Source organism: Bacteroidota bacterium (genome assembly GCA_026391695.1).
In the GTDB taxonomy this organism is placed as follows: Bacteria; Bacteroidota; Bacteroidia; order Bacteroidales; family JAGONC01; genus JAPLDP01.
In genome coordinates this window covers 64,714-79,014 of sequence record JAPLDP010000078.1, presented here as the reverse complement: position 1 = coordinate 79,014, position 14,301 = coordinate 64,714, and the positions used below count along the sequence as shown (strand labels likewise).

At 39.4% G+C, this 14,301-nt stretch carries 9 protein-coding genes and 1 pseudogene; 1 reads left to right on the top strand and 9 read right to left on the bottom strand.

Features of this window, described 5'->3' with window-relative positions; genetic code table 11:
- Positions 1–328 precede the first annotated feature (328 nt).
- The 9 genes and pseudogenes from NT175_11730 to NT175_11690 form a co-directional block, all read right to left on the bottom strand.
- Complete coding sequence (locus NT175_11730) at positions 329–673, bottom strand: hypothetical protein (protein MCX6235364.1); 345 nt, start codon at positions 671–673, stop codon at positions 329–331.
- Between the two features lie 132 nt (positions 674–805).
- The gene (locus NT175_11725; protein ID MCX6235363.1) at positions 806–3,757 is read right to left on the bottom strand and encodes an Eco57I restriction-modification methylase domain-containing protein; all 2,952 of its coding nucleotides are present in this window, start codon (positions 3,755–3,757) and stop codon (positions 806–808) included.
- Positions 3,758–3,940: 183 nt separating this feature from the next.
- Positions 3,941–4,168 (bottom strand): annotated as a pseudogene (locus tag NT175_11720) (type II toxin-antitoxin system HicA family toxin).
- A 4-nt stretch (positions 4,169–4,172) separates the two neighbouring features.
- A complete protein-coding gene (locus tag NT175_11715) occupies positions 4,173–4,403 on the bottom strand; it encodes a DUF1902 domain-containing protein (GenBank protein ID MCX6235362.1) in 231 nt (76 codons plus the stop codon).
- Positions 4,404–4,760: 357 nt separating this feature from the next.
- On the bottom strand, positions 4,761–8,192 hold the full coding sequence (locus NT175_11710; GenBank protein ID MCX6235361.1) for a T9SS type A sorting domain-containing protein: 3,432 nt from the start codon (positions 8,190–8,192) through the stop codon (positions 4,761–4,763).
- A gap of 13 nt (positions 8,193–8,205) precedes the next feature.
- Complete coding sequence (locus NT175_11705) at positions 8,206–9,462, bottom strand: T9SS type A sorting domain-containing protein (GenBank protein ID MCX6235360.1); 1,257 nt, start codon at positions 9,460–9,462, stop codon at positions 8,206–8,208.
- 86 nt (positions 9,463–9,548) lie between these two features.
- A complete protein-coding gene (locus NT175_11700) occupies positions 9,549–9,689 on the bottom strand; it encodes a hypothetical protein (GenBank protein MCX6235359.1) in 141 nt (46 codons plus the stop codon).
- 13 nt (positions 9,690–9,702) lie between these two features.
- Entirely contained in the window at positions 9,703–10,962 is a 1,260-nt protein-coding gene (locus NT175_11695; protein MCX6235358.1) for a T9SS type A sorting domain-containing protein, read from the bottom strand.
- Positions 10,963–11,712: 750 nt separating this feature from the next.
- On the bottom strand, positions 11,713–12,240 hold the full coding sequence (locus NT175_11690) for an ORF6N domain-containing protein (GenBank protein MCX6235357.1): 528 nt from the start codon (positions 12,238–12,240) through the stop codon (positions 11,713–11,715).
- Positions 12,241–12,588: 348 nt separating this feature from the next.
- Between NT175_11690 and NT175_11685 the strand changes: the two genes are divergently transcribed.
- On the top strand, positions 12,589–14,196 hold the full coding sequence (locus NT175_11685) for a methylcrotonoyl-CoA carboxylase (GenBank protein MCX6235356.1): 1,608 nt from the start codon (positions 12,589–12,591) through the stop codon (positions 14,194–14,196).
- The last annotated feature ends 105 nt before the right edge of the window (positions 14,197–14,301 follow it).

Genomic DNA, 14,301 nt, shown 5'->3' with positions numbered 1-14,301 from the left:
TATCAGAAACAAGATGGGTATTTGGGCTTTTTGTATCTTTACTCATGGAAAAGTTTGTTTAAAAGTTTATACACCTCAAAGATAATGATTATCAATGAGATAACAAACTTTTCCATTTTTTTATGAATAATTCAGGTTAGCATAATGGCTCCACATTAATAACTTATTCCATTTCTTACTGAAGCAAGTTATCCATGTATCATTTATTACAGTTTTAAGAATGAATCCACTCCGAAAAGTGGTTATCGAAAACCAATATTGGGCTAAAGCCCTATATACCATCAATTTGCATTACCACGGCCTTAAGACCGTGGTAATTGATAACCAGTTAGTTACAGGACTTTAGTCCAAAATGATTACTTTTCGGAGTGGGCTCAAGAATAGAATTGAAAACTTTATTATTAGGTGAAAGAATTCCTTCCTGGTTCCATTTTTCCATTAATTGTTGATGAGTGAGTCCTATTTCATCTGGGTCAAGGATATTTGCCTTTCTATCTACAATTTCTTTAACATCTTTAACATCTTGGGGTTTAAAATCAATCAGATAAACATAACAATCAAATGGGTCGTTAAAATTTTTAGATTTTGAAAATTTCAGGGATTTCTTATATAAAAGGCGAAGTCCATCATAGCAATTGACGTATTTATAAATCGTATCATGGTTTGTATTCATAAAGCCACAAATAAAGTTTTTAACAATATGAAGAGGTAACAGAATCGATTTTAAAGGCTTTAAACTGGGCATGTATTTGTCAAAGTCAATTTCTGGGCATAAAATATCTATGCAGTAACAATCTTTCCTTTGTTATCCTTCAATAATTTTTATTTCCTCTTCCGTCAACCCATACAGCTCATACACCAGCTTATTGATCCGCTCATCCGTATGGTCAATGTGCGCCTTTATTTGTGCAATCCTGTCGGGATGCTTGGTGGTTTGAAGCTCTTGGTTGAGGTGTAACATCGTGTCCACCAATTTAATAATTTCTGCATGTCGATTTTGTTGTGCTTTTGGGACAGATAATTTGGAGATATACATGGGTTTATACTCAAAATACCCATTTTGTTTGGTTGAAGCGATTGATTTCAACAAGTAATCACAAGGTTTTGAATTAAGAATCCCCAAAAGAAATAAATCCTCAGTTTGAACAATGCTTGTTTTGTCATTCGAATAAAATCGTTGATAATCAATTGCGTAAGACGCCGCTTTGACAATGGCGGGTATTATTATTTTGGGCTTCTCAAATTCCTCATAATAATCAATCGCATCCTGGATTTCATACCATTTATAACTACCCGGTTTACGTCCCTCCCATTTCTCTCCTATGAAGTCATCAGGTTTGGGCATTAGTTGCTTTTTGAACTTTTCAAGATGATGCTTGATCGCAGGAAATTTATTAATATCAATCCCTCTCTTTGTGAAAATCAAATATTTATCGCTTTTTGGTGTTTGATATCGTTTAATATCACGCCCGGCAAGGAAAGGTTTTATGATCTCTGCGCTGCGTTCATCCTCCTCAATCAGCCTGTTTTTCGTTACTTCATCTATTACAAAGGCTTCATTTAAGCCGGTCTTAATCCCATAATAGATTGCCCCTTTTACATATTGACCTAAAGGAATTCCGGCTGATTGAATCTTCTTTAAAATGTTTAGTTCTTGCTGTGACGAAAGGTTCCAACCGCTGTCTTCCAGTAAATCCTGATCAACCATAATGTTTTCTGCCTCAATATAACTGTTCAGACTCAAGAACTCTAATGTTTTTACATTGGTAACTTTAATTGGATTAGTACCTGGTATTTCACTGCAAATTAGTATGCAGGGATATGTGGTAACATTTTCAAAAACAGGAAGGTCGCCAAAATCAATGATCTCAATTATATTATGTTTTTTCAGCCATTTGCGCAATGGCTCGCCATAATTTGCCCGCATCCACTTATTGGCAACAATTATTCCGAACAATCCTTTTTCATTCAGGAGGCCGATACCTTTTTCAATGAAATAGCTATAAAGATCGGCCACACCATGATACACACCATAATGTGTTTCAAAATACCGTTTTTGTTCGCCAAGGAGCTCCTGCCGCACATAAGGCGGATTCCCTATCACTACATCAAATCCACCCTGCTGAAACACTTGCGGAAATGTTTTTGGCCAGTTGAATGGTTTGATCTTTTTATCTTCTCCGAAATCCAGTTGTGCATCATAATAGTCGGTGTCGATGAGGCTGTTGCCGCTTTTAATGTTATTTTCAAGTGTAGGCAGCACACGTTCGTGCCAGAGTGAAAGCTGCTGTTTGATAGATGCTTCGGTTTCGCCTTCGAGGCATTTGAGCAACAGGCTCAGCTTCGTCACCTCCACGGCGTTTGTGTCGATATCCACACCGTGAATGTTATTCAGCAGTATTCTTTTTTTGACGTCGGTTGTCAGTCGTCCATCGGGCGTCAGCACATCGCCGGCTGTGCCACGTCTTTTTGTAGCAGACGGATCGCCAGTATAGTAATTCAGGTGGTAGTCGAGCAGAAACTGGTATGCGCCGAGCAGGAAGCTGCCGCTTCCGCATGCCGGGTCGACGATCTTCAGCTTCGCAATCTCCTTCGGCGTCTTGCCCTGTATGAGCCTGCCGACGGTGTTCTCAACGATATACTCCACAATATACTGCGGCGTATAATACACGCCGCCGGCTTTCCGCACTTCCGGCTTCTCCTCTATCTTGGCCATGTGCGCCGGCGTGAGGCGTATCACCTTGCCGAGGAACTGCTCATAGGCGCTGCCAAGAATTTCAACCGACAACACCGAAAACTCATACGGACATTCGGGATAATACAATTCACTGACGATAGTTTTGATCACTTTGTTGTCGACTATCACTTCCGGTGATAGGATATCCTTGCGAAAGTCGAACAGGCCGGAGTTGTATTTTTCATTGGCTTTGCGGAAGAAATAAAAGAGGTTCCGGTACAGGTCGCCTTTCTGTTGTATGGCTTCTTTGAGCTGTCCATAGGGTTCCACGCCGCGGTCTTCGGCGATGCGCAGGAAGATGATGCGGTTAATGGTCTGCTGCACCACATAGTTTATCTCATCTTCGTCGAGGTTCTTGTTGTTCCAGCTTATGCTGGTAGCCAGGTACTTGCGCCAGCTGTCGAGCGACAGAAGAAATTCCCTGTCGACGGTGGCGGTACCTTTTTTCTGTTTGGAGCTTTGCACGAACCTGTCGAAGCTGCCCCGGAGGACACGTTCTTTGGAGAAGATATCCCAGAGGAAATCGAATTCACTGAGGTAGTCTTTGTAGGTGATATATTTTATCCGTGCTGTTGATACTTTGTCATTACGTTCAGGTTTTACGGTGCAGTCATACACGGCAAACTCCTCGAAGTCGGTGATGATGCTTATGGGTAGTTTGGCGCTCCAGCCATAGCGGCGTATCTGGTAGGCGACGGCGACGTCATCTTTGATGACGATGCTGGGTTTCTTGGCTTCGACGAAGAATAGCCGTTTGCCGCCGCCCAAGCGGAACGAATAATCCGGCGCTTTGGTCGCTCCGCCCACCTTGACTTTATCCTCGTGTATCACTTCGCGGTATGCTTCGGCATAGCCCTGTTCATTGTCGATGTCCCATCCGAGGGCTTTAAAGAACGGATCAATGAAATCGCGTCGCGTCAACGTTTCGTTATAGCTGCCACTTTTATATGAGCCGAGCTGCTCGTCGAAGCGCTCGACGAGGATTTTAATGTGGCTATATGATTGTTCTTTGGAGGTCATTTGGGAGATTTTAGCTATCAATGGTTGAGCGCAGATATCGGCTGGCATTTTTGCCTATGCAGGTCGGCAAATCCTTATTATTTAATATGAGGCAAAAAGTACTTAATATTTAATACTTCATACTTAATACTTAATAATTTGAACATATCCGGGCTGGTATTTGCTCGGTTGTCAGCGTGCGTTTCAATTAATATTCAGAAAATCTTCCACATCCACATTGGCTTGTTTAAGAATTGCACGGAGTGTTCCTTCCGGCATATCACCGCTGTGACTTGGAATTGTCGTAAATCTTTTTGTTTAGCTATTATACCAAATCTCATGACTTCCGGCAGCTTGCCTGTAAAATGAAAAACCAAACTTTTTGAGTCTGCCGATTATTTCTTGATATTTATATCCTGATAACTTACCCATCGTATTAAATACCAACAACTAAAGGATATTCGAAACTATCACTGAAAGAAATTAATTCGTATTTAATTTTCTCATTTTTTTGGGCTTCAAGAAGTTTTTTTGCGACATCTCGGGCAATTTCTAATGTTTCTGTGACAGTTCTTCCTTGGGCTACAAGTCCTTGAATACTTTCCGATGTTGCAAGGTAATATCCTTCCGGAAGCTTTTCTATGTGGATATTGATGATTTTTTCCATTTGAAATAATTTCCTCAAAGTTACTAAATTTTGAAATATATCATGAAATGCACGATCACGTCTGTATAAATGAAGTTTGGCTTATAATATGCCCATTACCAGCTTACTAAATTTAAATAGAATTCCCTTTAAAAGTACCAGTCTTTAATATCCAAATTTAACAAATATATTAATTGATGAAGAAGGAAAATTGGGCAGGTATTTTTCTGCAAAATCCAAATGTAGGCCGGGAGATGAAGTTGAACAAGGCGAAGCCGAATGAAATCCCGACGAAAGTCGGGAAATAAAGAATGAAAGATATACGATGAAGAATCTTTCATTTTGTATGCTCCATCCTTCTTTTCCCGGCTTGTATTTTTACCTCAGCAAAATCATCTTCTTCACATCTTTCTTCTCATTATTCACTTCGAGGGAATAGTAATAAATCCCTTCGGCAAGGTTCTTCGGTGACCAGGTAAACCGGTGTGCACCTGATTCGACAAATTCATCATAAGGTACTTCAACAAGAGCGCCGAGAACATTGCAGACTCTTATCGAAACTCTTGCAGCCGTGGGAATAGAAAATACAATATCGGTTTGATCCCTGAAGGGATTAGGGAAATTCTGGATTAAGCTGAAAACCGTGGTATCATTATTAATTGGGGGTTGGTCATCCGGCTGGTTCCCTGATCTTTTGAAAAGAAGGTCGATCAGATATTCCCTGTTCCTTTCGTAAACCTTGCGCGTTGCGAATTTATATTCTGGATACCGCCCCACATATGATGAAGAGCGATTGCCTGTGCTGTCCATTAGCGTATACGTATAGCCCAGGTCGATGATGGCAAATATCGAATCCTCAAAGCTGGGCGGATTTTCAATCTGTGATTCAAACCAGTTGATAGCCGTAATGTAGTCTTCATTTTCAATGTTACACCAGTTTGAAACATGGGCTGTCAGGTTCATGGTTTCGGTATCCTGCTGCAGAGTTGGGACCGAATCCAGATAACTTTTCAGCCCGGTAAAGTCGTGGTCATAAATACGTTTCAGTGCAAGCAGCTCTTTCACCGAAGCCTGCAGATATTTGGAATCAGGATAGTTTTCGATGATCTCTTTGAAATCGGATTCAGCATCGGCATAATTACCATCAATAATAGCCTGTTCAGCAGCCTGAAATAATGACTCATCACTGCTTATACTCTTAGGATGAATCCATGATGGTATCCAGACGGGTTTCCAGTAATATTTCCCTGACGGAATAAGGTCATGGACGGTATCAAAATCCGGCCCCCAGAAATTGTATTCCACATGAAGGAATTTATTGGTGGGGAGATACAAGGCTTGATAAAAAACCAGGGAATCATCGCCGTTGTTAGTATATATCATGTTATACTCGAATTCAACTGGAAAACTTCCTGGCACGGTAAAGACTTGGTTATAATCATTATTTATAATCCTCTGGGTTTCATCCGGATGTTTCGCGGATTCCGTCCCGAGCAGCCTTACATTACTCCTGTCAAGGCAAGTGACGCCATAAAAGTTATTCATGATCAGGTTATTCTGTATATCAGCATAGCTGTGGTAAACTGTAATACCACTATGGGTGGGAGGAAAAGGAGGGGGCGTGGGGGGAGCATCCGAAGCTTCATATTTAATCGTACAATTTTTTACATCGCGGTTTCCCCCCATTGAAGTCCCTGAATTGTGAATACATATCCCATCATCGGTGGCATACTCAATGGTGTCTCTTAATATTGAAAAGTTAGGGAAACCATCAATAAAAATCACATAACTGCCTGTTTGATTACTAATGGAACAGTCGGAAATGTTCACTGTTCCGTCTTCTGTGATGTGTTCATCCAGGACGGCTCTAATAGCGGTGTTTGATAATTCAGAATAGGTGAGTGAATAAAAATTATCTGTTGAACGATATAAATTGATCGTAGCGTCGTGGAATTCTGAATTATTGATGAAAAGCGTATCAATGAATGTACTAAGTGAGATGTGATCAAAATAAGCTTCCTCAAAGGATAATGATAACTGGGGATTTCTGATATCAACGAAGAAAGAGGCGCCTTCATTTGCTATAAAATTCACATTTTCACCTATTTGCAGGTTGCCATACACGATGAGACTATTGGCTCCTTTCACAGCCCTGAAGGTGACGCTGTCTTCGATGATGAGAGAGGCACCTTCTTCAATAACCAATGTGCCGTTATAGAAGTCGACATTAATTCCTTGACCGAAAGTCACTTCAGCATCGTTCTTTGCCTGGCAATGACGGCGGCAAATTTTATTGCATGCATAATTATAACTTATAAACTGTGAGTAATACATTTCAAATGGTATTAAATCATATTCTATCCCCATCAAAACATTATCAGCACCTGTACTAAATTCGATTGGAACACTGTCATAGGTCAGTACGAATTCTTCATTCCATCTGTAATCAACCATTGAAAATGAATGTATTGTGGCTTCTTCATTCAAAGGATTCTGCTCATAGATATTAAGAAAAATCTTACCGAGGGCTGTATTTTGGTTTGTTATTTTATCACCATAATAATATGAAAAGTCGAACTCGACTTCAATAGGATCTTCGTTAATACCCTGCATGGGATATGCTCCTCCGTGATTAGAGAATGGAAAGCTACTTATAAGTTCGGCAGGTTCTATTTCACATGCTACATTACCATATCCAAACTTAAAGTAAAGAAGCCCCCTTGATGGATGTTCCATTTTTAATTTTAAAATCATATTAGGTCTTATATATGGTTTGACTGTGTCGAGTTGAATTACATAAGCTAAATTATCTTCAATCCCATTTGTTTCTTCAGCCAATAGCCTGTATGGAACATAAACAAATCCTGAATCAAATGGATGCCAATAAGTTGGACCCCAACTGTTGGCTACTTTTACAGCACCGATTTCCCAGTCACGAATATCAATAATTCCATCCCTATTTTGATCTAAATCATTATGATATTCACCATCTCCCTGATCAATAGGATAATAATCATATTTAATACTATCATTGTATCCAACAATGGTCAGCGCATGTCTCCCAACACTTCCAAAATCAGCAATCATCGTTTTGCCGGCTTCAGGACTCTCCGGTGGCAATGTGACATATGTTAATGATGATCCGGCCATTTTAGCAATAAAATTACACAAACCTCCTATGCTATCGCCTTCATTATGGTCACTGAGCCAATGTTTTAAAACGGTCAATTTAGCCGTGTCAGTAATTGTAATTTTAGAATAGGAAATTAGCCGATTACTGAAACTTGTATCATATTTTTCATACCCCGTCATCCACCTTTTACAATCTCCTGCCATCCCTCCCCAGGTCATAACCGTCGGACAACCTTGTTCTTTGACAATATGCCAACCATCAATAATATTTGATCCGGTATCATTACCCATATTCAGAAAATTATAGGTGAAATGTGTCGGATAATAGTTTGCCGTATCGCTTGTATTATCGATATTTCTTAACCTGCTGACTTCATATGTGAAATTATAGGCTACACCTGCGGCTTGAGCACAACTTTGACCTTCTTGCCTAAATATTTTTCGCATATATTTTTTGACTGAATTATCAACCACAGACGGCAAAGGAGTCTGAGCAGAAATTGGCGTAAGTTCAAGCTCTGGAATTTCATCCAATTCTTGAATGTATTCAGGAGTGTATTCAGGAATTTTACCTATGATCCATGGTTCTCCGTTTGGATCTGGATTGGCATTGATTATCTGGGCACTAGAATTAATAGCAAAAATTCCAAATAAAATAAGGGTAAATAGATTTTTCATCGTTTTATTAGTTTTAATACACCTTTAAAATTTTACCACTTTGGCTGTGATTATTCAAAATGATACTATAGAAATAAGCTCCTGGTGACCATTCTTTAGTATTTATGTCTAAAAGTTGAAAATTTTGAAAATTTGATAAATTCATTTTTATTATCATATCACCCTTGATATCAAAAACCACTAGAGTACCATTGTAAACCGGTACATCAAAATCAGTTCTGATATAAATATTATCACTGAAAGGATTCGGAAAAACATTCAATTTAAATAAATTGATGTTTTCGTCAATTATCGAAACAGTTGGATTAATACTTCTATTCAATGTGTGCGATGCATAAGTTAATGCATAGGCATATTCATCAGGTGATAACCACATTCCAATAATAGAATTCGCACTTAATCCGGAGTTAATCCATTGCCAAGTCTCTCCACCATCCTGTGAGCGATAAACACCTCCTGGACCCCCGACTTCATTAGAGACACCGAGATAAATATCATCAATTGAATTGATAATAATAGCATCAGCATTCAAGTCTTCAGTAAGTTGTATCCAATTTGAGTTGATTTCATCATATAAATAACATCCACCAATACTTGTATAATATTGCCCATAGCTTGCGGCAAACAGATTCCCAGCTGAATCAGTGGCCAGAGCTTGCACAAAGTGATTTAACAGTCCAATATGTTCCAATGTTTCTCCATTGTGCATTGAACGGTAAACTCCACCTCCGCCTCCCATCCAGGCTGTCGTAGAAAAGTAAAAAATCCCCAAAGGAGATAAAAACATATACGTTATTTCCTCATACGTACCAGGAAAAATAAATGCCGTATCCCATGTTTCGCCGTAATCCAATGATCGAAATAAATATCCAATGGCATTTTCTTTACCTCCGGCAAACATTAATCCATTTGGACCGGTGGCCAAAGGAAAGCTTCCAGGAGTATTCTGAACTAAATCCCAATTTTCCCCATAATCAGTTGATTTGTACATTTGAATACCCGTTCCCACAAATATATTATCAAGTGAATCAATGGCAATTGAAGCAGCTAATATCCCAAATAATCCTTTAAATTCCCAGGTTTCACCAGTATCCTGAGATAAGTAGACGCCATTGGAACCACTAAAAATATCACCATTTTTATGAATGGTGATAGTCCAGGGATTAGCCGTATCAGGTGTCGGCACTATTTCCCAGAAATCCTGCGAAAAAGTAGGTTTAGCAATAAGAATCAGAAGTAAAATCAGTATTTTGTAACGTAAATTTCTCATGAATGTGGTTTATAATTAGTTTACATAAAAGTACAAAATTTAAAATACAAATGCAAGAAATATGTAAGACGGGATAATAAAAAAAATCAATTTTGAAAGCTCTTGAATTCAGGGACTTTTCCTACAATCCATGGTTCTCCGTTGGGATCAGGATTGGCATTGATGATCTGAGCATTGGGATGAATAGCAATAATTCCAAGCAGAATTAGGGTAAATAAAATTTTCATCGTTTTATTGGTTTTAATTGATCTTTAAAATTTTACCACTTTGACTGTAATTATTCAAAATGATACTATAGCAATAAGTTCCTGGTGACCATTCTTTAGTGTTTATGGTTATAAACTGAAAATTATGGGTATTTTTTAAATCCATTTTTATTAAAATGTCGCCTTTGATATCAAAAATCATCAGAGAGCCTTTGAAAACTGGCACATCTAAAGCTATTCTGAAATAAATATTTTCACTAGAAGGATTAGGAAAAGCTTCTACTTTAAAAGTATTAATATCTTCATCAATCACAGTAACAGTTGGATTAATGCTTCTGTTTAAAGTGTGCGATGCATAAGTTAATGCATAGGCATATTCATCAGGTGATAACCACATACCAATAATAGAATTCGCACTTAATCCGGAGTTAATCCATTGCCAAGTCTCTCCACCATCCTGTGAGCGATAAACACCTCCTGGACCCCCGACTTCATTAGAGACACCGAGATAAATATCATCATTTGAATTAATTATAAGTCCCTTTGCATTTAGGTTTTCTGTTAATGATATCCAGTTTGAGTTTATTTCATCATACTTATAACATCCGCCAATTAGAGTATAGTACTGTGAATAACTTGCAGCAAACAACTCGCCTGAAGAATTCAGCGCTAATGCTTGTATATAATGATAAAGCAATCCTATATGTTCCCAGTTTTCGCCATGATCAATCGAACGGTAAACGCCGCCTCCAACCCCCCCCAAAGGAGTTGTGCCAAAATAAACTGTTCCTGAGGGTGATATCATTATATCTTCGATGGTTTCATAATAACCAGCAGAAAAGATATACACTGTATCCCATGATTCGCCATAATCAAATGATCTTAATAAATATCCGATATTTATTCCGCCTCCCGCAAACATTAGTCCATTTGGACCAGCTTCTATGGGAGTATTATTCCCAAGAGTATAATTAACCTGATACCAACTTTCACCATAATCAGTTGACTTGTACATTTTTGAACCTGTTCCCGCAAATACATTGTCAAGAGAGTCAATTGCAATTGCACCAATTGTTTTTCCAAATAATCCTTTAAACTCCCACGTTTCACCTTGGTCATGAGATAAATAAACACCATTAGAGCCGCTGAAAATATCACCATTTTTATGAATGGTGATAGTCCAGGGATTGGCTGTATCAGGTGTCGGCACTATCTCCCAGAAATCCTGGGGAATACAGGTATTTCCTAACAAGAAGAATAGCACTACAAACAATGTGAAATGATGCATTTTCATTTTTTAGGTTTTAATTAAATTCATGATCAAGTGATGCCCGATTCTAAAGGTACAAAATATTTTGAATGAATGTAACACTGATTTCACATGTAATGAATTTAATTCTGATTTTAATTTTTACAATAAAAATCAATAGTGACCGACTAATTTTTTGATAAAAGGTTTTCACCCTCCAATAAGAGGTCAATCTCCATTTAATAATTCTAATCATCACTGCGCACACCTATTTATACCAAAACACCCTAAAAGGTCAGGGCAAAAAGTGAAATATTTTTCAACAAAATGAAAAATATTTCGTAAAGCCCTAATAATCAATGATGAAATTTTATGGAGAGAACATCACTACAAAATACACTATTGTATTGATTAAGCATGTTCAATCCCTGCGGGGTTGGATGATTTATCTATTGCTGATTTATTCTACAAATGGGTGATGCCTTCGGCATCAATTATACCCTTTGAGGTGTAGATTTCCAAAAGCCATATGCAGGCCGGGAAATGAAGTTGAACAATGCGAAACAAAGCGTGGATCGGGAAATGAAGTCGAACGAGGCGAAGCCGAGTGAAATCCCGATAAAAGTCGGGAAATGAAGAATGAAAGATAAACGATGAAGAATTTTTCATTTTGTATGCTTCATCCTTCATTTAGCGATCTTATACAGGAACTTTGATGTGGTAATAGGATTGTTCTTTGGGGGCCACTTGAAGGACATAATACTCGGATTTAAAATAGCTGGAAGTTATCCCCACTTATTCGGAATCTTTATCGCAATATTTATATCCTATCTTTTTTATTGGATTTTTTTCTTGTGAAATCAATTGTTTTATAGCTGTAAATACGATTTTAAACTGTTCATCATATTTCTGTTCCAGTTGTTCAAGTTTAAGAGCAAGTTCTTTATGAGTACCAAGCATTTTTCGAAACTGGACAAAAGTCCGCATAATAGCTATATTTACCTGAATAGCTTTATTGTTATTGACCACACTGGATAACATGGCAACGCCTTGCTCTGTAAAAGCAAAGGGTTTCGCCCCACCAAATAAACTTCGTGATGGTATCACATTTTGTGATACCACCCAGCCAATTTCCTCTTCGGTAAGTGTAAACATGAAGTCATCCGGAAAACGTTTGAGATTTCGTCGTACGGCTTGTTTTAAAACACGCGTTTCAATTCCATATAAGTTTGCCAGATCAACATCAAGCATCACTTTTTCGCCTCTGATGATATAAATGAAATTGGCAATGTTTTCTTCTCTTAAAATGATTGATTTATTCATGTCAATTATTGATCGCGGTATCACAATTTGTGATACCCAATTTGCAATTGCTTAAAAATTAACCCAATGAATCAAACTTCTTATTTCCATAGTCAACTGGCATGATCTTTTTGAAATATTTACTGATATTTAAGCCGTGATATAATTTATCCATAAACTGAAGAATTGTTACCCTGCTTACATGCTAAAACTGAAGGATGAAAGATATACAATGAAGAATTTTTCATTTTGTATGCTTCATTCTTCATCCATCATTTCCCGCTCTCCTTATTTTTAGCGATTCTATTCGGACATTCAGGAAATATTTTTATCTTGCAGAGGCATTCAGGAATCATTAAAACCGCACCGATGTTTACACTACAGAGCAAGATCAAGACCAGTTCCGACGAGTTTAAAAAGAATAGAGAGGAGTTCCTCAAGGTTCTCAGCAGGTATAAAGAGATACACGGCCAGGTGATCAAAGGCGGGCCGGAAAAAGCTGTCCAGAAGCATAAAGAGAGAGGCAAGCTGCTGGCACGCGAAAGAATCGATAAACTCATTGATCCCAACACGCCATTCCTGGAGCTGTCGGCTCTTGCCGCTTATGACATCATGGAGAATGAGCACCCGTCGGCCGGCATTGTCACCGGCATAGGTGTGATCCATGGCCGCGAAACAGTGCTGATAGCCAATGATGCCACGGTGAAAGGCGGCACCTATATCAAGGAAACGATAAAAAAGCATTTGCGGGCACAGGAGATAGCCATGGATAATCATCTTCCGTGTGTTTATCTTGTTGACTCGGGTGGGGTGTTCCTTCCGGAGCAGTCCAATGTTTTCCCCGACAGGGATCATTTCGGGCGGTTTTTTTACAACCAGGCACAGATGTCATCCATGCGGATTCCGCAGATTGCCATTGTCATGGGATCCTGTACAGCCGGTGGCGCATATGTTCCGGCCATGAGCGACGAGGCGATCATCATCAAGCAGCAGGGCACGATTTTCCTGGGTGGACCTCCGCTGGTGAAAGCAGCCACAGGAGAAGTGGTGACACCCGAAGAACTCGGCGGTGCCGAAGTACATACAACCATCTCCGGTGTGGCTGACCACTTTGCCGAAAACGACATCCACGCCATACAGATCTGCCGTAATATCTTTGAGAACCTCGACAAGAATGAACGCCAGGAAATTGACATCCAGCCTATAGAAGAGCCGTTATATGATCCTGAAGAACTGTATGGCATTGCCCCTGTTGATTTCCGAAAACTCATCGACCCGCGCGAGATCATTATGCGCATGGTGGATGGCAGCCGCTTTCATGAGTTCAAGGAAAGATACGGTCCGACCATTGTTACTGGATTTGCTCATATTATGGGATTTCCTGTCGGCATCCTTGCAAATAACGGTGTTTTGTTCTCAGAATCAGCACTGAAAGCAACACACTTTATCGAATTATGCTGTTCGCGCAAAATACCCCTGATGTTCCTTCAGAATATCACCGGATTTATTGTAGGAAAAGATTTTGAGAGGAAAGGTATTGCAAAGGACGGTGCCAAGATGGTTCATGCTGTAGCCAATGCCAATGTGCCTAAGTTCACCGTCATCTTTGGTGGGTCATTCGGTGCCGGCAATTATGGCATGGCCGGAAGGGCCTACAGTCCGCGCCTGCTCTTCATGTGGCCCAACGCCAAGATATCGGTCATGGGCGGCATGCAGGCTGCAGGAGTGCTGATACAGGTGAAAGAAGAAGCTTATAAGGCCAAAGGTCAGGAAATGCCACAGGCAGAAATCGACGCACTGCGGAAGAGCATACTCGATAAATATGATTTCGAAGGATCAGCCTATTTCAGCACCGCCCGTCTGTGGGATGACGGCATCATCGATCCTGTGGATACGCGAAAAATAGTGGCTATGGGGATTTCAATGTCATTGAACAAGAAGTTCGACGATCAGAAATTTGGGGTGTTTAGGATGTAACGGGTTGCAAACTGCAAGTTACAAGTTACAGATTAGAATAATGATTAACTATACTTTTAACCTGCAACCTGTAACCTGTAACCTGAAACTCATTAAAACAAAATA

What these genes read in the sequence shown, in the direction of transcription:
- NT175_11730 (MCX6235364.1), bottom strand. Translation starts at nt 673, where the DNA reads ATGAATACAAACCATGATACGATTTATAAATACGTCAATTGCTATGAT.
- NT175_11705 (MCX6235360.1), bottom strand. Translation starts at nt 9,462, where the DNA reads ATGAGAAATTTACGTTACAAAATACTGATTTTACTTCTGATTCTTATT.
- NT175_11690 (MCX6235357.1), bottom strand. Translation starts at nt 12,240, where the DNA reads ATGAATAAATCAATCATTTTAAGAGAAGAAAACATTGCCAATTTCATT.
- NT175_11725 (MCX6235363.1), bottom strand. Translation starts at nt 3,757, where the DNA reads ATGACCTCCAAAGAACAATCATATAGCCACATTAAAATCCTCGTCGAG.
- NT175_11700 (MCX6235359.1), bottom strand. Translation starts at nt 9,689, where the DNA reads ATGAAAATTTTATTTACCCTAATTCTGCTTGGAATTATTGCTATTCAT.
- NT175_11695 (MCX6235358.1), bottom strand. Translation starts at nt 10,962, where the DNA reads ATGAAAATGCATCATTTCACATTGTTTGTAGTGCTATTCTTCTTGTTA.
- NT175_11685 (MCX6235356.1), top strand. Translation starts at nt 12,589, where the DNA reads ATGTTTACACTACAGAGCAAGATCAAGACCAGTTCCGACGAGTTTAAA.
- NT175_11715 (MCX6235362.1), bottom strand. Translation starts at nt 4,403, where the DNA reads ATGGAAAAAATCATCAATATCCACATAGAAAAGCTTCCGGAAGGATAT.
- NT175_11710 (MCX6235361.1), bottom strand. Translation starts at nt 8,192, where the DNA reads ATGAAAAATCTATTTACCCTTATTTTATTTGGAATTTTTGCTATTAAT.